The sequence below is a fragment of the Vibrio sp. 10N.247.311.47 genome, from assembly GCF_041467535.1.
In the GTDB taxonomy this organism is placed as follows: Bacteria; Pseudomonadota; Gammaproteobacteria; order Enterobacterales; family Vibrionaceae; genus Vibrio; species Vibrio crassostreae_C.
Genome location: NZ_JBFSUR010000032.1, coordinates 1 through 23,452, shown reverse-complemented (window position 1 = coordinate 23,452; position 23,452 = coordinate 1). Strand labels below are relative to the sequence as shown.

The following is a 23,452-nucleotide window of genomic DNA, read 5'->3' as shown; positions in this document are numbered from 1 at the left end:
TGGTTCAGTAAATTTGTTACTGTGATTAAAACCCTAGTATCTCGAACTGCGACCAATAAAAAGCCCTACCAAATCGATAGGGCCTTTGCTTACGGCTTAAATAATAACGTTTTCTTAAAACTGCTGTCGTGGCTTATATCCTGTGACAACAGTACTTAAGCTTGTGTTGTAAATACGCATGACAGAGCCAGCGATGATTTACAGGTCGATCAAAATTGTCTTAGTGGTAATCCCACCTTGGTCATCGATTATCTTCAGTGTCACCTCGTGCTTTCCGTATGAAGGGAAGATTGACGTGAATGTGCGACCTCGTTTCACCTTTCCGTTTGGAAGTGTCCACTCGGTATCAACAATACGACCATCGCTGTCTGAACTTGTAGACCACATGGTTACCCAGCGGCCCAAGTGAATGTACTTCGCGCTCGCTTCTGGAAGGGCGTTTGGAGATTCAACACTCACTACGGAGCTAAATGAAGCGGTAGCGCCTTTGTCGTCGACAACAGTCAAGTTCACCGTGTATTCGCCCGCTTGCTCGTAAGACCAAGTTGGTGCCACTTCGTTACTTGTTGTGCCGTTCCCAAAGTCCCACAGGTAATGGGTGATCTCACCGTCTTGGTCTGAGCTGAAGTTGTTTACAGAAACATTCAGGCCAGTCACATTCAGCTCGAAGTTCGCAGTAGGAGCGACGTTGTGTTGGCTTACTTTAGATAAGCGAACCACGCCGTATTCGTTGTTGTCACTCTGATTCACAATATCGACCGCTAAACCAAACTCCGTCAGGATGCGTCCTGAATCTGGTGCTTGAGGCGATGTGTAATCTTGGTCATCCGAGAAGCTAGCATTGCCAACCAAACTGGTATCTTCGAGTACATCATTATCGCTGTTTACAAGGCGCATTGGAGTATGATCTTTGAGTGAAAACGCAGCGTCTCGAACTTGGTAGCGTGTTTGAGCCACTTCACCAGAGTTTGCCCACACCATGGCATTTTGGTCTGCATCGACCACGCCTAACCAACCTTCACCAGGGTGTTTACCTACCCAGTTGTCGGTGAGTGATTCGTCGACGTACCAAATGATCAATCCTGGGTCGAATGACATCAGTTGTCCCATGCGTTTGATGTTCGCTAGGCCTTCATCAACATCCATGTGGCTGCGCCACTGCAATAGATAGTAGTGCTGCGCTTGATGGAATCCATTACTCAGCTTGTAACCATTAAGGGAGAAGGTGGAGTTGCTCTCAGCATCATCTATTGAGGTCACTTCACCATCGACAACCACAGCAAGGTTATCTAAATAGAAGCCTTCCATTGCTAAGCCGCCATCGGTGATGTACTCAAATGAAAGTTCAACTTCTTGTCCTGCCCATTGTGAAACGTCGAACTCAGCGTTAACCCATCCGCCAGATTCGCCGCCAATAGCAGGAACGAGGCCCGTGTTGTATGGGTCGTCCATTGAGGTAATGTTGCCTGCAATGGCTTGTCCGTTGATTAGCACGCGAGCAAAGTCGTAGTCTTTTTCAATCTCATACCAAGTTTTGAAAGACAGCAGTGCAGAATCACCCGCTGGGATCATCAACTTGCGAGTCATACTGTTTTTCAGATCATCGCCTTTTTGAGAGTGGAATGAATACTCGCCCTCAAAGGGTTTCAGGCTTTCAATCTGCTTCTCAGGAAGATCCACTTTAATCATATTCGGACGGCTGTTATCCGTCGTTTGGAACAGTGTATACACTTGTGGGTTGTCTTCTAGGTCATCAATCGAGATCTGATCATCGTTAACCCAACGACCGCCAATCGATTTCTGTAGGAAGTGTTTTGCCCAAGAGCTGAATGCCGTTGGTTGTGTACCACCAATTTGACCAGCCCAACTGCCCGAAGACATGATTGACCAGTAAGAAACCGGTTCGCCTTTGCCTGTGTATTGCGTGTCGTACTCGTCTGGTAAGCCTAAATCATGACCATATTCGTGGGCACAAACACCTGCAGCCGCATCAATCGGTTGAATGGTGTAATCGAACGCCGCGTATTGGCCACCAAATCGATCTGGAAGCGAGCTAGAAGTACCTTCCAGTACATGAGTGCGACCAAGGTTGAATCGGTGAGACCAAATCGCATCAGGGCCTAACACGCCACCACCGGCTTCTTCGCCTACCGATGCATGAAACACCATCAGGTGATCAATCACACCATCGGGTTCGCGGAAATTTCCGTCACCGTCGTAATCGTAACGATCTTCGATGTCGTAATCGGCAAGGTTGATACTCGGATCTTGAGCCAGTTGATTCAGCGCTTCACGAACCAGTTCTTGGGCGTTTAGGTCGTTGTCGGTGGTAGGGGATGCCACCATAGAATGACGCAGGCTTAGAGGCGCGATACCAACCTGCCGCTTGACCTGAAACGCTGTAACTGTCGCCTGATTCGCTTTGGTAATATTGGCGCATCGAGATTAGGTTTTCGCCATTTGGCCCTGTGTAGCCAGAATTTGAAAACAACAACTCTTGATAATGTTCAGGGTTGTAGCTCTCGTAGAGCATCTGCGTGTGCTCTTCGGTCAACTTGTTGTCATCCCAGTTCAAATCAGGGAAATCGACCAATAGAGCGAGTACTTTATCGGTGCGCTTGGTGCCGACTTCTAAAGCAAAGACACTCGCTTTTTTAACGCCAGACCCTTTTTCTATGGCTTTGAGTATTTTTGCGCGTTGCTCAAGTGCTTTTTTTCCGAATTGAGCATCGCCTTTGAAACCGGAATTGATTTTATTTTTCAAGTAACGGTCAAGCGCATCCTGCTTTGCCACATCGGTTGCATCTTGGTCGACTAAGCCTTGTCTAACTAGCATTTCAATGAGTTTGTCTTCATTAACTACGCCTAAATCAATAGGTGTTTTTGCATAACCACTGACGCTAAATAGAGTAAGCATTGCTGAAGCCAACAATGTTCTTCTCATCATTTTCATTATATTTCCTTTTTATATTTCCATGTCGATATCAGTATCAACTTGCCTTATTCGGATCTGTTGTCCGAGTTTGGCCTAATACACTCTTGTGGTGTCTTATTTAACTGACGTGTGTTTGTTGTATTTTTTTTATCTTCTATCTCTTTTGTATTGGTTGTCTCTTTTCTATTTTTTGAATCAAACGGAGTGCTCTTCACTTTTTTAGCGTTGAGATAGATACGCAAAGCTTCTTGATTTTCCTCATAGGTTAAGCCTGAACAGATAACACCTTGTTTTATCAATGATTTCAGCAATAGTTCGTCGTTCTCAATAGTGGAAGCCTGTGACAGTGAGGAAAAAATTAGAACCATTAAAGCCATTGTTTTGTGTGACATTATTATATCAAGCCATCAGTTTTGATTATGTAACAAAATATATTTATAAATTTTACCAATCAAATGGATAATTATTACAATTAATTATTCGTTCCGGTTTCAACATTTAGAGTTAATATAAAATAAGGAGTGTTATTTATTCTATTGTCAGTTATTTAATGGGTTTTGTTGAATGAATAGTTGATAGTTTGGATGTTTAATAACATTGATTAGGTCGTGGTTATTATTCTGGAGGGCGCTTTATACAAGGCGTTGGGTTCTAACTAATAAGATAATTTTTTATTATCGGTGTTTTAAAATACGCATGTAATAACTGAGTCATTAGTAAATACCCATGCTCAAATTATTTTTACTCAAAATATCAATAATTAGGGTATTGAGAGTAACTTTCAGTGTTTCAATGACGTGAAATTTAACAATAGCAGAGCTGGTCGGGTTGTCACCGCCTGCTTGCTTAAAGCGAGTGAAACGGCTGAGAGAAGAGGGCGTGATTGTCGGTGGTGTGTCCATCATTAATCCAGAACTGACCGGCAGTAAGATGACTTTGGTTGTGTCCGTGGAAATGGAGCGTGATCGAGGGGATATTTACCAAATCTTTCGCCATTCTATTTCAAAGGCAGAAGAGGTCACGCAGTGCTATCAGATATCAGGCAGCTTTGATTTCATGCTGATTGTGACGGTCAAAGACATTCAAGCCTACGAAGACTTTGTGGAGCGAGTACTACGCAAAGATCTGAATATTCGTAAATTCCATACCTCTGTCTCAATGAGAACCGTGAAATTTACCACTGCCGTAAACTTAGATGAGTCGTGACTGTTGGCATGAGAAGATAGTGAAGTTATTAGCTTTGTGAGGTACTTAGCTAATATTTGTATAAATAGCAGGCATTTACACAAAATGTGACGTTCACATTTTGTCATAACTTTAATAATTGTATATATTCCTCGCCTAAAATAATAATTAACCTAAGTTAATATAATGACTGTCAGCTCATCTACTCAATCTCGTGAAACGCTTCTAAGCGAAAACGAACAACTTGTCTCTACCACTGATTTAAAAGGCGTGATTACGTACAGTAATGATGCTTTTTGTCGCATAGCGGAATACAGCCAACAAGAATTGCTAGGGCAACACCACAATATCGTAAGGCATAACGATATGCCGAAAGCCGCTTTTGCTGATATGTGGGTTAACCTAAAGCAAGGTAAAGCTTGGCGTGGCATCGTAAAAAACAAAACCAAATCTGGTCGGTTTTACTGGGTCGATGCTTATGTAACTCCAATTTACGACAATGGTAAGGTGAGTGGCTACCAATCTGTTCGTGTTAAGCCAAAGAATGAATGGATACAAGTTGCAGATAAGGCTTACCAAGGCCTCTTGAAGGCTGAAAAGTCGGGTCGCCAATGGTCATTAAAGATCAGTGACAGTGTTCGTTACGCCGTGTTGCTAGGCTCTTTGGCTGCGCCGTTAATTTCAAATCTCATTGAAGTAGGGCAAGTATCACAATGGTTGTTGAGCCTACTTCCTGTTTCAGCATTAGCACTGCTTTTCCGACAAGAGCTGATTGATACTCCACTGCAGTTGAAAAAGCTGCAATCTAAATTCGATAGTGTTAGTCGTCTTGTTTATTCAGGTAATAGTCAGTTCTCTATTGCCGATTTTCACTTAAAACTATTGTCTGCAAGAATCCACACCGTATTAGGTCGCATGACAGACTCAGCCAAGCCGTTACAAGATTTGGCTGACAACCTAAATGCGACGTCATTTGAAGTATCAGAAGCCTTAGATCAACAAACAAAAGACATTCTTCAAGTACGAGAGGCGACTGAAGAGGTTGAAGTCACCGCCAATGAGGTCTCTTCTCGCACAGAAGAAGCGCACCAGATTGTTGATGTGACTTTGCAAACCTGTGCTGGCGCTAAAGAAAGCATTAATCAAACTCATCAAAACTTAGAGAGCCTAGCTTCTCAGGCTGAAAAGGCGACTCAAACGACTTACCAACTGAGCGATCAAGCGCAGAGCGTAAGCAAGATAATGGAAGAGATTGGTGGAATCGCCGAACAAACCAACTTGTTGGCCCTGAACGCTGCGATTGAAGCGGCGAGAGCGGGCGAGCAAGGACGAGGCTTTGCCGTTGTTGCCGACGAAGTCCGTGCATTGTCGGGTCGAACCTCAAAGGCTACGGTTCAGATCAAAGAGAGCATCGATACCATGCTAACGACGATTGAAGGGTGGCAAAAAGATATTCTGGCGAACCGTAAGCAAACGGACGCATGTGGTGATGTTGCGAAGGTGAGTGCAGAGCGCTTGTCGGAAGTCGAAAACCTAATGCAATCCATGAATGAACTCATGCAGTCTGTTGAAAGTTCTGCTCATAAGCAACGTGAGCTGTCGAGTGAAGTCAATCTGCATATGCAGTCTATCGCCTCGACCGCAGAACAAAACTTAGTGGCAACGCATTCTGTGAAAGACCACTCCACAGAGCTAAAAGAACGAGTCAATGAGTTCTACCAACTGGCAAAGCGTTTCGAAGAAAAATAGCCGTTAGATTTAATCCGAATGAGAGAAAAGACAAAAAAAGCCCCGCATTTTCATGCGGGGCTTTCTGTATGCATCAACCCATTGAAGGGCGAGACAATGTATTCAAGATTAAGCTAGAAGCTCTTTCGCTGTGTTTACTACGTTTTCAGTAGTGAAACCGAACATCTTGAATAGCTCACCTGCAGGTGCAGATTCGCCAAACGTTGTCATACCGATGATCTTGCCACCGAAACCAACGTACTTGTACCAGAAGTCAGCGATGCCAGCTTCTACAGCGATACGTGCCGTTACGTCAGATGGAAGTACAGACTCACGGTACTGCGCGTCTTGTTTGTCGAACGCATCAGTAGCAGGCATAGAAACTACGCGTACTTTCTTACCTTCAGCCGTTAGCTCAGCAGCAGCGTTAACCGCTAGCTCAACTTCAGAACCCGTTGCGATAAGGATAAGCTCTGGCTTGCCTTCACAATCTTTCAGGATGTAACCACCCTTAGCGATGTTTGCTACTTGCTCAGCGTCACGATCTTGTTGTGCAAGGTTTTGACGAGAGAAGATAAGTGCAGAAGGACCATCTTTACGCTCGATTGCTAGTTTCCAAGCAACAGCAGACTCAACTTGGTCACATGGACGCCATGTGCTCATGTTTGGAGTTAGACGTAGAGAAGCGATCTGTTCAACCGGTTGGTGAGTAGGACCATCTTCGCCTAAGCCGATAGAGTCATGCGTGTAAACTTGGATGTTCTGAGTTTTCATCAGAGCAGCCATACGCATAGCGTTACGCGCGTATTCCATGAACATTAGGAACGTTGCGCCGTATGGTACGAAACCACCGTGCAGAGCGATACCGTTCATGATAGCCGTCATACCGAATTCACGTACACCGTAATGGATGTAGTTACCAGAGAAGTCGTTTGCTTCAAGAGACTTAGAACCAGACCACATAGTCAGGTTAGAAGGCGCAAGGTCAGCCGAGCCGCCCATGAATTCAGGTAGCATAGCACCGAACGCTTCTAGAGCATTTTGAGATGCTTTACGTGATGCGATGTTTGCTGGGTTAGCTTGAAGATCAGCGATGATTGCCGATGCTTTCTCTTCCCACTCAGCTGGTAGGTCACCGTTTACGCGGCGTTTGAATTCAGCTGCCAGCTCAGGGTATGCTGCTTCATAAGCTGCAAGTTTCTCGTTCCACGCTGCTTCCTTAGCTGCGCCTGCTTCTTTCGCATCCCACTCTGAGTAAACTTCCGACGGAATTTCAAAAGGACCGTGCTCCCAACCTAATTCTTTACGTGTTGCTGCAATTTCTTCAGCGCCTAGTGGAGCACCGTGACAGTCGTGCGTACCTGCTTTGTTTGGAGAACCAAAGCCAATCACTGTTTTAGTACAGATTAGAGTAGGGCGAGGGTCTGCTTTAGCCGCTTCAATCGCTGCGTTGATAGCGTCAGAATCGTGACCATCTACCGCTGGGATTACGTGCCAGCCGTAAGCTTCGAAACGCTTAGGTGTATCGTCAGAGAACCAACCTTCAACTTCACCATCGATAGAGATACCATTATCATCCCAGAAAGCAACCAACTTACCAAGACCAAGCGTACCTGCTAGAGAACATGCTTCGTGAGAGATACCTTCCATCAGACAGCCATCACCCATGAATGCATAAGTGTAGTGGTCTACGATGTCGTGGCCTTCTTTGTTGAACTGTGCTGCTAGCGCTTTCTCTGCCATAGCCATACCAACAGCGTTAGTAATGCCTTGACCTAGAGGACCAGTCGTTGTTTCGATGCCTGGTGCGTAGCCGTACTCTGGGTGACCTGGAGTCTTAGAATGCAGTTGACGGAAGTTTTTAAGATCTTCAATTGAAAGCTCGTAACCTGCTAGGTGAAGCAGAGAGTAAATCAGCATTGAGCCGTGGCCGTTAGACAGGATAAAACGGTCGCGGTCAGCCCACTCTGGGTTTGCTGGGTTATGGTTTAGGTGAGAGCGCCAAAGTACTTCAGCGATGTCTGCCATACCCATAGGCGCGCCTGGGTGACCAGAGTTTGCTTGTTGTACGCCGTCCATGCTTAGAGCACGAATAGCGTTAGCTAGATGCTTTCTGTTTTGAGGAGATTGATTCATAAGAACTTCCGAATAAAAATTAAGAAAAACAAAATTGATAAAAGTAGGGGAACTGAACGTTCCCCTATTTGAATTTGGTAAGAGTGATTACAGCTTAGCTGCGATCATGTCTTCTAGTTTGCCTTGGTCAACGGCGAAGTTGCGGATGCCTTCAGCCAGTTTCTCAACAGCCATTGCATCTTGGTTGTGGTCCCATAGGAACTCAGCGTGAGTCATCGCTGCTGGACGCTCTTTAGTACCGTTAGAGTCGATAAGCTTCTCTACTACTTCGCCTTCTGCTGCTTCTAGGTCTGCTAGAAGTTGCGGAGCGATAGTTAGACGGTCACAACCAGCAAGTTCAAGGATCTCGCCGATGTTACGGAAGCTTGCGCCCATAACAACAGTTTTGTAGCCGTGGTCTTTGTAGTAGTTGTAGATATCAGAAACAGAGATTACACCTGGATCTTCTGAAGCTTCGAAATCACGACCTTCTTTCGCTTTGTACCAGTCCATGATGCGACCTACGAAAGGAGAGATTAGGAATACGCCAGCTTCAGCACAAGCACGAGCTTGAGCGAAAGAGAATAGAAGCGTTAGGTTACAGTTGATGCCTTCTTTCTCTAGGATTTCAGCAGCACGGATGCCCTCCCAAGTAGAAGCCAGTTTGATAAGGATGCGGTCGTTAGTGATACCAGCGTCGTTGTACATTTTGATAAGTTGACGAGCTTTAGCAACGCTGCCTTCCATGTCGTAAGAAAGACGAGCATCTACTTCAGTAGATATACGGCCAGGTACAACTTTTAGGATTTCTTTACCGATGTTCACGTTAAGCATGTCGCAAGTATCTTGAACTTGCTGTGCTTTATCACCGCTTTGCGCTTTTGCGTATTCGATAGAAGCATCGATTAGAGGAGCGTACTCAGCAATTTGAGCAGCTTTAAGAATTAGAGATGGGTTAGTTGTTGCATCTTCAGGAGTGTACTTGCTGATAGCTTCGATATCGCCAGTGTCAGCTACAACAGTTGTTAGTTTACGAAGTTGCTCTAATTTATTGCTCATTTTGATCATCCTATGTATCGCATAACACCTCATTAATGGGAGAGGTGTGGGCATTTGCAAGCTAACTAATGAAGTTCTCAATGGTTGTACCAGTGAGCCAAACTTACATTAATTTAAATTTTTCTCCGAACGAACATTTGCACAGAACATTTGATCGCTCGATGAGTAAATGATGTAGCCATATTTATCCGATCTAGCCCCAAAGTCAACGGTAAATAGTACTGTATGGTGACTTCAGTCAAATATATTTCGCTCTAGTAATCATGGGCTATGCAAGCAAACGTTTAATGGGCAGAATGAGGTGGATTAATCAACAATAAAACCAAGGTCATCATCGTGAACAAATGTTCCTTGTTGTTACATATGTTCACGGTGTAAACTTGTGTATCACTTGCTGATGCATCGAACATTTGTTCTCAAAGTAGGTAAAATAATTGTTAAATATAGGTTGCGTGGTATATGAGTAAGAATATCCAAGATGTTTCCGAAGAAAACACTGATCTCCTCACTGAAGTGGCTGTTGCTTATTATCAGGATGGTGCGACACAAGAAGAGATCTCCAAAAAGTACTCTATCTCCCGTGCAAAGGTTGGTCGAATGCTCAAGCAAGCCCGAGATGAGGGCATTGTTGAGATCACCGTGAAATATCACCCCGTCTTTAGTGCGAAGATCGAGCAACGTTTGATCGAACGATTTGGTGTAAAGCGTGCGCTTGTGGCACTAGACCAACCAAATGAAGAGAAGCAGCGATTACAGGTTGCTGGTTTAGTGTCTAACTACCTTACCAGTACACTGAAAAACGGCATGGTAGTGACAGTAGGACAAGGGCGAAACGTATCGTCTGTTGCTCATCACACTGGCGTCATTACGCCACGAGACTGCAAATTCGTGTGTGGTATCGGCGGTATTCACCCAAGAGGCGGTATGTTTAATGCCGACCATATATGCAGGCAGTTAGCCAAAAAGTACGGTGGATCTTCTGAAACCTTATACGCGCCCGCTTATGCCGAGAATAAAGCGCAAAAAACCGCATTCATGGAAAACAGCACCGTTAAGCAGACCCTCGATCTCGCTCGAAAAGCCGATGTCGCTTTGGTCGGTATCGGTGATATGAGCGAAAACAGCTATATGGTCGACTTAGGCTGGTTTACCGCAGGTGAGGTCGTTCAATCTCGTTTATTACAAGGTGTCGTCGGTGACTTTGCGGGTTATGACTTTTTCGATGTTCACGGTAAAACAGCAAACACAGTAATGAGTGACCGTGTGATTGGTTTGGCCTTGGAAGAATTTCGCCCAATAGCGGAAGTCATTGCCATTGCAGCGGAGAACAGTAAGCCATTAGCTCTATTAGGCGCACTAAGAACCGGTGTGGTCGATGTGATAGCGACCAGCGTAAGTAATGCTTTGACGGTACTTAACTTGGACGAACAACTTAGCGTGAATAAACCATACGGCAGTGAATAGTAAGATATTTGTGCTTCGTTGAATTCACTATTTGAGTAATCATGGAAAATCCCCCTAATGAAACCAGTGCAATAAGGGGGATAACTATTAGACATGACTCGAATAGTGAATTTGTTCAGCGGTTGAAAGAATTATCACTCTTTAATGTTAAGCCACACTAAAGGAGACAATTATGAAACTGTCATTTATCACACACGCTATTTCTAGCAACAGTGACCAATCAAGTTCTATCTTTAAATCTATTTCTATCTTTGGGCTTAGCTCAATAGCCACGGCTTGTATGCTCACACCTACAGTACATGCCGATGATAAAGTCGTCGCAGGGTATTTTGCGGATTGGCAATATCTGAATAAAGACAACCCTTATACCGTTGACGACATACCTGCAGACAAGCTCTCACATATTATTTACGCCTTCTTGAGCATGTGTGGTCCTCATAGCGGTGCTGGTGAGCCAGTTCAAAAACAAATTAAGCAGCAATGTGCAGACAAACAACCATATACCGCGATTATTGTGGATAAAGAAGCTGCGTTAGAAGTCGATTTCGGAGACGTGGATGTTGATGTCGCCTATAAAGGTCACTTTGCCCAGTTAGCTCAACTGAAGGCCGACAATCAAAATATCAAAATTTTGCCCTCATTTGGAGGGTGGACAATGTCTGAACCTTTCCATGCGATGGCGAAAGATCCTCAAGCCATTGCGCACTTTTCAAAAACTGCTGTTGAATTGATCCAAAAATACGACTTCTTTGATGGTATTGATCTTGATTGGGAATACCCAGGAGGCGGCGGCTTAACCACTTCGCCTTGGAACCCAGAGACGAAACTAACGGATGAGCAAAAAGCGCTAGAGCGTGAAGCTTTTACTCTTTTAGTAAAAACAATCAGAAGTGATTTGGACGCTCTATCAAAGACGACTCAAAGAGATTACGAGCTTTCAACGGCTGTCGGTGTTGGTGCTAAGGCAGCCCAAATTGATTGGAACGCAGCTAGCCCATATTTGACGAACATGTTTGCGATGACGTATGACTTCCTCGGAGGTTGGGGAACTCAGACTGGTCACACAACCAACTTACATGCCACAGAGCGCAGTTGGTGGGGAATGGGAGCTGATGTCTTCATTAATCAAATGATTGAGCAAGGTATTCCTAGCGAGAAGCTCGTCATCGGGGCGGCTTTTTATGGCCGAGGCTGGCAAGGGACAAAAGACTTTGCTGGAGAGCTGCCTAAAGGTGATCTAGTTTCTGAACAAGGAGCGCAGTTTGGTACTGGTGAAAATGGTTACTTCATGTTCTGGGATCTTATGAATAACTACAGCAGCAAACAAGGTTATGAGTACAAGTACGATGAACAAGCTCAAGCACCTTATTTATGGAACCCAGATAAAAAAGTATTCATATCTTTTGAAGATCAGCGTTCCATTAAAGCAAAAGCAAAATGGGCGAAGAAGTCTGACCTAGGTGGTATTTTCACTTGGGAATTATCAGGAGACCCTTCCGGGCAGTTGATCGATGTTATGCATAATGAAATGAATAAAGAGTGAAATGAATAAATAACCCATCAAAAGACACCCCAAATATAAGGTAGGTATTTATCCACCTACTTTATCTGCTCGTCTATTTACTCACGTTTTTAAATAGAACATTCCGCGTACTCGGTCACCTGTTGGTTTAGGTGAGTAGCCAGCTCATCATAAGGAATAGGGCGAGAGAAGTAGTAGCCTTGCATTAAGTCACATCCACATGCCTTTAGAATTGCGAAGTGCTCGTTCGATTCTACGCCTTCAGCCAACACCACCATGCCGAAGTTCTTACCGATTGCGATGATGTTTTGCACCATTGTGAGTGACTGTTGATCGACAGCAATGTTCTCAATAAAGCTCTTATCGATTTTAAGTTCATCGATAGGCAGTGCTTTCAACATACTTAGTGATGAATAACCTGTCCCGAAATCATCTAAAGAGATCTTTATATTCTTATCTTTGAGGGCTTCAAAAGTCGGTTTCACCAAAGTCACATCTTCAATGAACAAGCTCTCGGTAATTTCTAGCGTTACACAGCTAGGAGAGAGTTGATACTTTTCTAGTGTCGCGAACAAGTGCTCAGAGAAGGATTGATGAGAAAACTGACGCACTGATATGTTGATCGACAGCCCGATTTTTTGTTCTGTTGTTCGGTGCAAGTGGGCGATCTGCATAATGCTGGACTCAATAATAAAAGTCCCCAGTTTTTGCATTAAACCCGTGTTCTCTGCTATCGGTATAAAGACATCTGGCGGAACAAAACCCAATTCCTCATCAATCCAGCGCACGAGTGCTTCTACACCATGAATACTTTCATTTGCACGAACCAGCGGTTGGAAAACCATGAACAGCGTTTGTTTCTCGATAGCGATGCGTAGCCTTTGTTCTACTTTCATTTTGTAGAGATGAGCATCTTGCATTTCCGTTGTGAAAATACTGTACGAGTTTTGCTGCTGTTTCGCTTTGTACATTGAAATATCGGCAGAACGTAACAGGCTATCCAGATCTTTTCCGTGTTCTGGGAAACGCGCTACGCCGATGCTGCAACCTAACAAAAACTGAGCGCTTTCAACTTCATAAGGTTGAGAAAGCACTTCAATAATGCGCTTGGCGAGTCGTTTAATTTCAGCTTCATTCGACAAGGGCGTCAAGAACAAAAACTCATCACTGGATTCACGTACCAATAGGCTGAGGCGAGATCGGAACCTCATCAAACGCAAAGCGATCTGTTTGAGAACCTTATCTCCAAAGTCATGCCCGTGGGTGTCATTGACGCATTTAAAGTTATCGATATCGATAAACAACAGCGAAAACGGCTCTGACTCATCGTCAATCCATTTACCAATGTTTCTACGCATGTACAAACGGTTTGGCAGAGAGGTTAAAGGGTCATGGTTCGCCTGATAAATGAGTTGGCTACGAGTCCGTTGTTCATTCTTGGCAATCGACTTAACCAAAAAGTAGAAACCAAACTGAAGAAAAATAAAGGCAACGAAAAGAATGCTGAACTCTTGTATGAATATACTATCGACGTGAGTTAGATCCGTACGTCCTACCACCCATAATTTGTAGTTTGGGATGTATTTCGCGCTCATCAAAGAGTGGTACTCTTCATCGTCGACGACAAAAGAATAGGTTTCTTGCCCATTCATCGCTTCTTGTACGCTAATTCCGAAGTGGTCGGTAAAGATACTTGCAATACGCTGTATGACATCTTTGCCGACTGGAGAGGAATAGGCACTCTCAGATTCAATATCACTTGAATAAAACTGGCGATAGCTGTCTTTTCTGATCAGGCTTAGTGTATTGAAACTTCCGGCGTGAGCATTATTTTCAAATACGATCGTTGCGTCTAATCGTAGCCCTGCGGTCATTACTGCATCGGTTTTCTTGCCATCGATTGAAATGGATTTTCTCAGCGGGATGACTAAGCTATTCAACGAATCTTGAAAATAGGTACGGCCAAGCACCATGCTACTGCTTGATAGGGCGTCTAGGAAGGAGCCTCTGGTTGGCGCGTATTGCAGCAAGTTCCTTTGATTCGCAAGTTCGAGATTTGAGCTAATCGAGAGGTAATCACCGTCGGTGTTCAACAAGCCAAACGCTGCTATCGCAGGGTGGGTCTCAAGTAGCTTGTCTAATATTGGCCTAATCTGGATAGATGCAGTACGTGTGAAATCAGACTGTTGAGCCAGTTGATGGCCAACCACTTCTAACAAGGCTTCTTGACTGGTCAGCAGCGAGTTGACGGAGCTAGAAAAAAGCTCAACCTGAATGTGTTGCTGCTCTATGAAGTCGTCTCTGTTTGCTTTCCAGTTTGTTATTCCCAACGCGGCGAAAAGTATCAGGGTCAGTAGTACGACAAACGCGTACAGCGACCAGATATTTTGCTTAAATAGAGCCATGAGATGCCTTTGTTGGTTACTACTTTTAACAGACTGCAAGTGACAAACTATTGGGTTGTCAGCGCGATTCATGCAACGAAAAATACAAACATCAATGATGAAAGTATTAATGGTTAAATAGTGTAACGACTACGAGCAGAGATTCTTGAGTGAAAAATTAGTATTCATAACGTCGATAACGATTAGTTTATGATTAATCACGAATTATGGTTAGCAAGTTGATGTGGGTTACAAATCAAACGGCGTGAATCGAGTCTTGGTCTCAAATGAACATAGCGTTAACTGCGACATAGAGGCTTACTTCATGAGACGTGGGGCCATCATTATCAGTAAGCTCTTTATGCATGCGCAGTATATTCTAATAGTTGCATTAAGCGAAGTTGAATTACTTTTTAGTCACGGCGATAGGGAGTTTGTCGTTAGCACCCCATTCCGTCCATGAACCATCGTAAACACCCATTTCACCGTTATAGCCAGCGAGTTTAGCGGCTAATAATATGATGCAAGCTGTTACGCCAGATCCACAGCTAAAGAACATAGGTTGAGAAGGCGTTAATTCTAGCGTTGAAAAGATATCAATAAGCTCTTCTTGGGACTTTAACTTGCCGTTTTTGAGTACTTGGGCAAATGGTAGGCAAATAGAATTCGGTATATGGCCACTACGCAAGCCTTCACGTGGTTCAGGAACTTCTGAATCGAAACGAGCTTGAGAACGAGCATCTACAATGTTTGCGCTCTTGTCAGTTGAGTAACCTTCAATCTGCTGAGCACTGACAAAGTAGTTGTCTTGAATATGGCCTTCAAAATTGCCCGCTTTTACTTCGGTGCGATAGTCAGTCTCGGTCGCGTAACCGGCTTCGATCCAAGCTGGCAAACCGCCATCTAAGATGAATACGTCGTTGTGTCCCATTGCCATAAACATCCACCACGCACGAGGAGAAGCGAAGGTTCCGGAGTTATCGTAAACCACAATCGTACTGTCTTGATTGATGCCAATTTCTTTTGCGCGAGTGTTGAAGTGTTTTTCGCTCGGAAACATGTGAGGAAGCAGAGTGTGCTTGTTACAAAAGTCTTTGTCGTAGTCAAAACGAATAGCACCAGGAATCATTTGTCCTTTGATCTTTTCTGACTCGCTTGGAATTTGAAACTCGATGCTGGCGTCGAGGATGATGATATTGTCTTCTGCTAGCAAACGTTGTTGAAGTTGTTGTGGTGAGATGAGTGGCTGATTCATTATTGTTATATCCATTCTTGTTGTTTTAGCGATTCTTACTGTTTTAGCGAATACAGTGGTAGAGCGATTACTGTTGCTTTTGCGAATACAGTTGCTTTACGAATACCGTTGTTGCATCGATGGCTACTGTGCAGCTCGACAGTGGATGAACTGATAACTGCTTTGTCCGGTTATTTGATTGTTTAATGTATCAAGCGCGACCACAGAATCAATAGGGCAGTCTGTGGTAGGAGCAATAGAGAGCCGAAATACGTCATTATCTTTTGTCTGAACCGTCAGATAACGCCTGTGCCCATCTAAGGATTGAGTAAGCGTGTTCGAAATTACTTTGGCTTGAATACGTTGCCCCGTCTCTGATGTTAGCGGGAAATAGGCAAGGGCAACTAACACGCCTACGCCACACATTAAGATAAATAGACCTATTTTTAACTGTTTCATGAGAGTAAGTCTTTGAAGGTTATGTTGAAAATATAAGTGAGGTTGGTGGTAAAGTGAATGCTACTCGCTAAGAAAGCTGAATTAACTGCTCCTCGACGAAAATAAAAAAGTGAGCATTTCTGCTCACTTTCTACTTACAAACAATCCATTTTGACTCTGTTTCGTCAGAGATCTCGCTAACGACAAGTTACCTGCTGTTAAACAATTTACTGCCAGACAATCTGAGAGTCGCCGCTAGAAACCACTTGTTGTAATGGAGGTTGACCATCGTAAAACCAAATCTCTATCAAGAGTGCGTCATGGTTTACTGGTGCTGCAAAGTTGGAGGCGAACACACCGTTATCTAGTGGGCCCGCAATGACCTTGCTGGAGTAATCCGGCTTCAAGGTTGAGTCATCTCTTGTACTAAAGCGGCTATAAACGGTCACAAAAGAACGGTCTGTCGAAATGCTGCTGATGTCAATGTTGAGATCAAACTGTTCAACAGAGTTGTAGTCAAATCCATCAGGTACCACCAAATCACTCATCGTATAGCTCTGCGCTGCTACCGCACTTGTCGCGGGAGACGGCGAAGGCGTTGCTGTTACCGGAGTCGTTGCTGTTACCGGATTCGACGGAGTTGCAGGTGTCGAGGGTGTAGATGGTGATGCCGTAGATGTACTTCCGCCCCCACCGCCGCCGCCTCCACAGCCGGCTAATACTAATGGCGCTGCAGCTAAAATAACGGCTAGTGACTTCTTGATGTTCCAAGTGCTTTGTACAGACATACGTTTTTCCTCAAAGAGATTGCGACTTGAATCAACGCAATGATTGTCTCGATATTGTTTAGTGTGAATAGTCATAACGTCTCTCCTTATGGTTCGTAACGTTGGTTGTCTGCAGGTGATTGGTACCATGTTTGGTTCGTTTCACCGCCGGATTCTGCGTATTCTTTAAACCCTGGGTAAGCGGTAACAATATCGACGTACTCTAAAGGCCACTCCCATTCGTCATCCGAAGTCACTATTAGTGCCCAAGGGTGGTTTTCTACTGTTTTGAAGTATTTACCTGTTGATGGATTACTGTCATCGACGCCTAAACCAGCTTCAAAGAGGTTAGTGGTATCAAATGCTTCGGTTGGAGCTTGGTCTGGCAAGTGAACCTCCCAGCTGCGTCCTGGATGTAGAGGTAGGTTTTCACCATGATAATACCCAGGCGTTGCGAAGATGAACGGGTCGTAAGGCATATCGGTCCAGCTGCCAGTACTCACACCGTCACCGGCTAAAGTAATACCAATTTGGAACGAGAACTGCTCATCTTCTTTACATCCATTACTGGTGCGGTAGAAGGTACAGCCAGTGCTGATTTTTTCTGTCAGGTCATTGGCGATAACAAAGATTGCTTCGCTACGTCCATCTTCTAGGTCAAGGTCAGTGAATACGCCGTTGTGTTTCATGTAAGAGCTACCACTACTCACCAAGCTCGGGTCGAGGTTAGGAAGTCGAACAGCAAAACCATTTCTGTACGATGCCCCGACAGCAGCTAGGCGGCCGTCGATAGTTGATTTAACGACTTTTCCATCTTTAAGGATTTCAGTAATACGATACATAAGAACAGCATCGTTCATGTCGTAGTCAGCTTTATAAGGCCAGTTATCTTCGTACGCGAGCGTTGCGTAACCAGAAGCACTTGGGAAGTAACGAGCAGTGGCACCATCGTTAAGAACATCGACTTGAATATCGACCACCTCACCAGAGGTTGAACCGCCAAAGTAACTTAGGTTGGTTTGTTGACTGAATCTAAAGCGAGCCCACGTCGTACCGGTCAGAGCGTTGATATCGACATTTAGGAACAGATCGTTTTCACCCGTATCTAACAGGTAATCGGTAAATACTTGCTCGTTGGCGCCATCGAAACTGCCATCTTGGTTCCAGTCTATCCAAGCTGAAAGGTAACCGGTTGTTGAAGCTTCAATTACTACTTTTGAATCAAGCCCTGCTTCAAGTGCGGTAACAAAACCGATACCACCGTTTGCCCATTCATCATCCACCCCGACAGTTTCATCTGATTGAGGTGTGACATAACCATCTAAATCCGCATCTGGAGGAGTTGTACCTAACCATGTGATGCCATCGAGTTCATGTCGAGGGCCATTGCTCGCCAGTAACGTTAGGTAGCTGTCTGGAGCATCACCGAAGTCGATGTTTGAGTCTTCATCAACAACAGGTGCATTAGCACAACGAGCACCATCGTTTTGACCAGAAGCTGGGCCATTCGAAACAAATTCAACGGCTGGAACAATACCTGCCGCGATATTGGCAGCGTTGTCTGGAGACAGATTGATACGGTAAATTTTACCGTCTTGGTTTCGAGATACGTAGTAGTAGCCGTTGACATCAAAATAGCCAGCACCGAACGTACCTAACTCGCCGGTGTCTCCGATGTAGGTTTCGGCACCAGTTGTAGGGTTGAAGCTGTATAAGCCACCAGAGTTATTATCGATACCATATAAAGAGCCATCACTTGGATGAAAGGCGAAATCAGTCAATTTTACAGTTGCTGGGCTGCCTCCGATTTTGTTGACCGTGACGGTCGCATTCGGATCAGAGTCTAAAGGAGAGAGGTCAACAGTAAATAGTCCCTTACCTGTACGATACAAGTAGTAAACATGGTCATAGACGTCGCCGACATAGAAAGTGTGATCGGTTGGTAAGCCACTGGTATTGATAACTTCAGCTTGGAAATCCTGTCCAAGGCGCACCAAGCGTTTGTTGGTGGTGTCATAGCCATAAATATATCTGTCTTGAAAGTCGAAACCAACACCATTGATATTGGCATTCATACCCGTATCGTCTTCTAACAGAGTGGTTGAACCTGTTACTAGGTTTACACCCCAAACTTCAACGGGTTTCGACTGAAAGAGGTATGCTTGACTAGGGCAGGTATCGAATGGCGCTGCGTTGGCGACTAGAGGGGCACTTAATAGCAAACTTAACGTTGTAATTCTCATATCTACATCCTTGTGATGGAAGGTCTAGATATTCAATCAAGTTACGTGCCAGTTTTAAGTGTTTGATTTAATGGGTTTTTATTATTTATCGAGTTCAGTTTCCAATTTGAGTGTCAATATGAAAGTGTGCCATCCAAATAGCCAAAGGCCTTTATATTTCTATTTGATTAGAGCTAAGGATACAAGAGCTTAGGCGGTAATTACGAGTGATTGTCTAATAGGCTCTGTATGTATTCACTCGTGAATGGAACAATATCTGAGACCACTTTGGATGCTAAAATGCTTTCAGCGTTAGCTTTTATTCTGACATATCGAAAATGCTTGCCATAAACCTTTACTCCTCCAAACGGTAAACTCTTTCCTTTGTTAATCAATTCACAATCTGAGTTTGATTCATAAAGGGAATACCCCAGGGCAAGATCATGAAAAACCCATATGGAATAAGGGGTAGCGTGAAGTGATATTTCCACTAATTTGTACACTGAAGTCACAACAAATTCAATACATTCAAGAGGCTTTGTTGCGTAATTCGGACAGAAAACCAAATTGCCCGAAAATTGAGTAATTATTAAACAACATACTGAGTTTCAGGCATACCAAGCCCTGTAAGCTTGTTCAGCGCTTTAATCATGGCGTAAGTCTCACCAACTTGAGCGTTGTAGTTCCTCAGGCTTAATTTCCCACCTAACAACTGTTTCACTCGATACATTGCTGTCTCTGATAGCGAGCGCTTATGATAGCCATAACGCTTTTTCCACTTCTTGTTGGAGCCGTATAGCTTCTGACAACCTACTGCTAAATTGCGAGGATGTCCTTCCTCCCAGAAGGCTGCGCCTTCTCGTGGCGGGATAAGCGCAACCGCTCGCTTTATCCGTATGGCATCATGGCAATTCCTTGTGTCATAAGCGCCATCACCTGATATCTCAATGATTTTACGTAAACGCCCCATGAACCCACGGGGCGTTTACAAAAGACTTACTATAGAGCAAGCCTTATCGAGTAGAGATCTTGAGTGTTGGTTGGTATGGAAACTTCCTTCTCCGCCTAACTCTAACCCCCTGGTTGTTGGCATATTTTTAGGTTTGACGTTTAAACGCATCCAAGAGTGGAGTCGTGTCAGGGAGTAGAGGAGAAACCACTTTGGACGCAAGGAGGCTTTCTGCCGTGACTCTAATCCTCACGTAGCGGTAAGATTTACCAAATACTTTTACCCCTCCGTCTTTAAGACGTTCTCCTCGACTCAGTATTTCCACTTCTGCAGACGCGTCATACAGACTGTATACGGAATGCCTATGACAGTTCGTGATTAGATATTTCACTTCCGGGTGTTTTTTTATGATATCGAGTGTGTTCATAAACATAGCTACACGTGGGCTTGGTAGTGATGCATACCCTGATATATTGTAGAGACTTAATGGTAGCCCCTGACTTTTCTCTATTGTAGTGAAGGGACAAGTGTGACTGTTAGCGGGTTCTAACTGTTCATTTGGTGTGTCGGCAGGCACAAAGCTGTATAGGGAGTGCGCCACTAGGTGTCCGGTTTTATCTATTATGGTCGATAGGATTACATTGGGGTTGTTGAGTAATTCCTGACTGACTTCTAACCCCAAATAATGTTCAGTAAAAGACAGAACACGTGACATGATGGGGGATGATGCCTCTGAAGGAGAACGAACCTCTGGGAGCAACTTTTCTTCAATAACGTATGGGTAGTGAATGTCGTTAATGGCGCGCTCAAATTCTAATGTAAGCTTTGTGTCTTCCTTCGTTGTTTGCATCAAGGCAGTGATGTCTCCTCCAAAGGCTCGTATGATCATCAACTGTTTCGCCAGTTTCGGGGCGGTGACACCTCTTTCCCACCGACTGTAAGTAGTGATGTCTAATTTATCAAACGCAATGTCAACCTCAAGCAAGTGGTCAATTGCTTGCTGCTGAGTGAACTTGTGCTTCTTACGCATTTCTTGTAAGTATTGTGCAAATAGTAATGACAAAGGATACCCTCCGAATCAATCGGTTTTCGTGTCTTCGCTGATTCTGCTTTTGTTGAGCAACCGTACGATTTCAGGGCGAGATAAAATCACGGCGCTTTCAATTTTTAATAAACCATGCCTGAATGCTTGGCTGCCAATTTTTACGGCACCGTAAGGGTCAGGCGTATCGTAACCTACTTTTTCGGCCCCAATCTCCACTAAATAATCCAAAAATAAAGGACCGCTTAAATAGTGATAGTAGAGGCGCCATAAAACGAACAAAGTTGGCATGCACGATATCAAAGGCAGATTCACTGGTGGCGAAACGGCTGAGGCTGCATATCGCGAGTGGAGCATTTTTAGAATAGGGTTTGAGTTTGTCAAAAGGCAGCGTGCTATATGGGGTGATGAAGGTGGCGTCTAACTCTGTGCTATCAAAGAAAACCGCGAGATTGTGGCCAACAATTTCCAAGCTCTGTTTATCAATATATACGTTTAAAAGCAGCTTTCTTGTTTTGTATAGATAATGGAGGTCTAGTGCTTCTAAACCAGGGTAACCGGACTGAGAAGTGTGTAAAAAATGTTGGATACTCTCAAAGAACGTTTTATCTGCATCTGGGTCTATCGTTTTTTCAATGATGATGGGCGCTGATATGTTGCCTACGCGTGAGTAAGAGGCGGAATAGATGGCGGCCTTGGTGGAATAAAATCGCTCATACACCATTCTGCTCATGATGTCCTCTTCGTCCTCCCACTCAAGTGATGTCAAGTAAGGCATCAAATCATTGGTTAAGGTGCGGAGTATTTTGATTGCTCTCACTGGGTGTGGCGTTGTGGTGCCCCGTTCCCAACGGCTTACTGAAACCGAGTCGATGCTTACGAACTCGGGGCTGGCTAAGTTCAGGTATGCGCTGAGTCCTTTCTGGGTGAGACCTTTTTCGAGCCTTAACTTTTTCAAGTATTCTCCAAACAAATTACGCCCCCTTTATTTATTGTATTAACAATAATAATAGACGCTATTGTTCGAGTTGTAGTTTCTGTTGAGGAGTCAGTGTAATTTTCATGGTTCGTAGCATGATCCTGATTCTATTGAAAATCAAGCATCTTCAATGATCACTGGTATATTCATTCCCTTATGATCACGGCTAGAGCATTTTAATTCCAGTCTTTAAAAGGGCTGAGCGATATTCGTCATCAATAGCCGCTATCTTCTTCTTTCTTACCATGCTGATGTTTTTACTTTTATCTTGTTTGAAAAGACTTAGTGCGATTTTTCTCAATACATTGAAAGCTAAGGCTCCGGTGCCCCTACGGATACGCGATTCATCTTCTCTAAACGTTACATCTAACATCCAATGCATACTTTCTACTTGCCAGTGGCTTCTTATTGCATCCAATGCTTGCTGCGCGTTGAGGGGTAATGAACTGATATACCATCGAGTTTCCTCCGATTTTTTACCACTCAATTTTTCTTCAACCATAGCGGTCACTTTGATTACACTCTGTAAACCATCCCAGCGATAACCTTTTCCTAACCAGTTTCTATCAACGATTAACTGCTCACACTGACGAGTTTCAATGCGTCCATGACCTACACTAACTTCACTGTACTCATCATACGTCTCAGAAGTGGTGCCTTCTCGCATTGATTTATGCCACCAAGCTTCAAGCTCAGCTTTCATTCCTGAGTGATTGCCCTTTAAGGCTAATACGTAATCCGCTTTACCTTTCACTATCTGTTTAGCGATGTCTTTTTGACATCCCATTGCGTCCAGCGTGATGATACAGTTCTCAATATCAAGTAATGTGAGTAATCTTGGGATAGCGGTTACCTCGTTGCTCTTCTCGTCAACCACAACTTGCCCAAGAACGAGCTGATGTTGACGACTCCATGCGCTGACCGCATGGAGTGGATTTCGCCTCTCACGCGTATCAAAAGAACGTCTAGCAGTTTTACCATCGATGGCAATGACATCACTCCCTGTAGACTCAATAAGACAACTCATCCAGCTTTGAAACGCTCTCTCAATTTCTTCTGGCTTAAGACGGCATATAACGCGAGCGATGGTGTCATGCCGTGGAATACCGTATTCGAAAGGGCGATAACGTCGGAGCCAATCTAAGCGATGAGAACCAAAATCCTCAATTTGCTCCCAGCCTTCCGCTCCTGATAGGACGGCACTAACGGCTAAAAAGATAATATCGAGAAGTTCATGTCGCTTACATCGATCAATACGTGGGTCTTCAATTGCTTCAAAATGTTGGAGAAAAGAGTCAGGCATACTTAAAACATTACAATAGAGAATTACTAGCTGCTCTGATCTCCCGTTTATTCAAAAGTTCCCATTTATAAGGCGTTGTTAATGATATGGACACTTCCACCCACCGTCTAAACTTATAGTCGGTAA

14 protein-coding genes and 3 pseudogenes are annotated in these 23,452 nt (G+C 44.1%); 4 read left to right on the top strand and 13 right to left on the bottom strand.

Annotation, left to right across the window (positions count from 1 at the left end):
• Window positions 1-198 precede the first annotated feature (198 nt).
• Window positions 199-2,953 (bottom strand): annotated as a pseudogene (locus tag AB6E51_RS18975) (immune inhibitor A domain-containing protein).
• A 47-nt stretch (window positions 2,954-3,000) separates the two neighbouring features.
• Window positions 3,001-3,327 (bottom strand): hypothetical protein, encoded by a 327-nt coding sequence (locus tag AB6E51_RS18970; RefSeq protein ID WP_102428996.1) that lies wholly within the window; start codon window positions 3,325-3,327, stop codon window positions 3,001-3,003.
• Window positions 3,328-3,736: 409 nt separating this feature from the next.
• Between AB6E51_RS18970 and AB6E51_RS18965 the strand changes: the two are divergent.
• Window positions 3,737-4,141 (top strand): annotated as a pseudogene (locus tag AB6E51_RS18965) (Lrp/AsnC family transcriptional regulator); the annotation flags it as partial.
• Between the two features lie 165 nt (window positions 4,142-4,306).
• Window positions 4,307-5,869: a PAS domain-containing methyl-accepting chemotaxis protein gene (locus tag AB6E51_RS18960; RefSeq protein WP_102428997.1), complete on the top strand. Its 1,563-nt coding sequence runs from the start codon at window positions 4,307-4,309 to the stop codon at window positions 5,867-5,869.
• A gap of 108 nt (window positions 5,870-5,977) precedes the next feature.
• On the opposite strand, the gene tkt is transcribed toward AB6E51_RS18960, so the two are convergent.
• Together tkt and tal are read right to left on the bottom strand one after the other, a co-directional pair.
• Complete coding sequence (gene tkt / locus AB6E51_RS18955; protein WP_137001017.1) at window positions 5,978-7,984, bottom strand: transketolase; 2,007 nt, start codon at window positions 7,982-7,984, stop codon at window positions 5,978-5,980.
• Window positions 7,985-8,071: 87 nt separating this feature from the next.
• Window positions 8,072-9,022, bottom strand: coding sequence for a transaldolase (gene tal / locus AB6E51_RS18950; RefSeq protein WP_009845571.1), 951 nt, complete (start codon window positions 9,020-9,022; stop codon window positions 8,072-8,074).
• Between the two features lie 459 nt (window positions 9,023-9,481).
• Here tal and AB6E51_RS18945 point away from each other — a divergent pair, with 459 nt between their 5' ends.
• Together AB6E51_RS18945 and AB6E51_RS18940 are read left to right on the top strand one after the other, a co-directional pair.
• Complete coding sequence (locus AB6E51_RS18945) at window positions 9,482-10,486, top strand: sugar-binding transcriptional regulator (protein WP_017064428.1); 1,005 nt, start codon at window positions 9,482-9,484, stop codon at window positions 10,484-10,486.
• Between the two features lie 172 nt (window positions 10,487-10,658).
• A complete protein-coding gene (locus AB6E51_RS18940) occupies window positions 10,659-12,029 on the top strand; it encodes a glycoside hydrolase family 18 protein (protein WP_372058135.1) in 1,371 nt (456 codons plus the stop codon).
• An 89-nt stretch (window positions 12,030-12,118) separates the two neighbouring features.
• On the opposite strand, the gene AB6E51_RS18935 is transcribed toward AB6E51_RS18940, so the two are convergent.
• The 9 genes and pseudogenes from AB6E51_RS18935 to AB6E51_RS18895 all read right to left on the bottom strand — a co-directional run bounded on the left by AB6E51_RS18935 (window position 12,119) and on the right by AB6E51_RS18895 (window position 23,326).
• Window positions 12,119-14,413, bottom strand: a complete 2,295-nt coding sequence (locus tag AB6E51_RS18935) for a putative bifunctional diguanylate cyclase/phosphodiesterase (RefSeq protein WP_372058134.1) — start codon at window positions 14,411-14,413, stop codon at window positions 12,119-12,121.
• A gap of 385 nt (window positions 14,414-14,798) precedes the next feature.
• Complete coding sequence (locus tag AB6E51_RS18930) at window positions 14,799-15,647, bottom strand: sulfurtransferase (RefSeq protein WP_017065718.1); 849 nt, start codon at window positions 15,645-15,647, stop codon at window positions 14,799-14,801.
• 123 nt (window positions 15,648-15,770) lie between these two features.
• Window positions 15,771-16,085 (bottom strand): hypothetical protein, encoded by a 315-nt coding sequence (locus tag AB6E51_RS18925; protein ID WP_017061706.1) that lies wholly within the window; start codon window positions 16,083-16,085, stop codon window positions 15,771-15,773.
• Window positions 16,086-16,291: 206 nt separating this feature from the next.
• Entirely contained in the window at window positions 16,292-16,927 is a 636-nt protein-coding gene (locus AB6E51_RS18920; protein WP_017064433.1) for a hypothetical protein, read from the bottom strand.
• Window positions 16,928-16,938: 11 nt separating this feature from the next.
• Window positions 16,939-19,074, bottom strand: a complete 2,136-nt coding sequence (locus AB6E51_RS18915; RefSeq protein WP_372058133.1) for an LruC domain-containing protein — start codon at window positions 19,072-19,074, stop codon at window positions 16,939-16,941.
• Between the two features lie 568 nt (window positions 19,075-19,642).
• Window positions 19,643-20,011, bottom strand: a pseudogene (locus AB6E51_RS18910) (transposase); the annotation flags it as partial.
• 139 nt (window positions 20,012-20,150) lie between these two features.
• A complete protein-coding gene (locus tag AB6E51_RS18905) occupies window positions 20,151-21,065 on the bottom strand; it encodes a helix-turn-helix transcriptional regulator (protein WP_065584871.1) in 915 nt (304 codons plus the stop codon).
• Between the two features lie 157 nt (window positions 21,066-21,222).
• Window positions 21,223-22,017 carry a helix-turn-helix domain-containing protein gene (locus AB6E51_RS18900; RefSeq protein WP_083190245.1) on the bottom strand — a complete coding sequence of 265 codons (795 nt, stop codon included), beginning with the start codon at window positions 22,015-22,017 and terminating at the stop codon, window positions 21,223-21,225.
• Between the two features lie 172 nt (window positions 22,018-22,189).
• Window positions 22,190-23,326 (bottom strand): ISAs1 family transposase, encoded by a 1,137-nt coding sequence (locus AB6E51_RS18895; protein WP_065584870.1) that lies wholly within the window; start codon window positions 23,324-23,326, stop codon window positions 22,190-22,192.
• Between the last annotated feature and the right edge of the window lie 126 nt (window positions 23,327-23,452).

Coding starts and splice junctions, on each gene's coding strand:
- AB6E51_RS18970 (WP_102428996.1), bottom strand. CDS start 3,327: ATGTCACACAAAACAATGGCTTTAATGGTTCTAATTTTTTCCTCACTG.
- AB6E51_RS18960 (WP_102428997.1), top strand. CDS start 4,307: ATGACTGTCAGCTCATCTACTCAATCTCGTGAAACGCTTCTAAGCGAA.
- tkt (WP_137001017.1), bottom strand. CDS start 7,984: ATGAATCAATCTCCTCAAAACAGAAAGCATCTAGCTAACGCTATTCGT.
- tal (WP_009845571.1), bottom strand. CDS start 9,022: ATGAGCAATAAATTAGAGCAACTTCGTAAACTAACAACTGTTGTAGCT.
- AB6E51_RS18945 (WP_017064428.1), top strand. CDS start 9,482: ATGAGTAAGAATATCCAAGATGTTTCCGAAGAAAACACTGATCTCCTC.
- AB6E51_RS18940 (WP_372058135.1), top strand. CDS start 10,659: ATGAAACTGTCATTTATCACACACGCTATTTCTAGCAACAGTGACCAA.
- AB6E51_RS18935 (WP_372058134.1), bottom strand. CDS start 14,413: ATGGCTCTATTTAAGCAAAATATCTGGTCGCTGTACGCGTTTGTCGTA.
- AB6E51_RS18930 (WP_017065718.1), bottom strand. CDS start 15,647: ATGAATCAGCCACTCATCTCACCACAACAACTTCAACAACGTTTGCTA.
- AB6E51_RS18925 (WP_017061706.1), bottom strand. CDS start 16,085: ATGAAACAGTTAAAAATAGGTCTATTTATCTTAATGTGTGGCGTAGGC.
- AB6E51_RS18920 (WP_017064433.1), bottom strand. CDS start 16,927: ATGACTATTCACACTAAACAATATCGAGACAATCATTGCGTTGATTCA.
- AB6E51_RS18915 (WP_372058133.1), bottom strand. CDS start 19,074: ATGAGAATTACAACGTTAAGTTTGCTATTAAGTGCCCCTCTAGTCGCC.
- AB6E51_RS18895 (WP_065584870.1), bottom strand. CDS start 23,326: ATGCCTGACTCTTTTCTCCAACATTTTGAAGCAATTGAAGACCCACGT.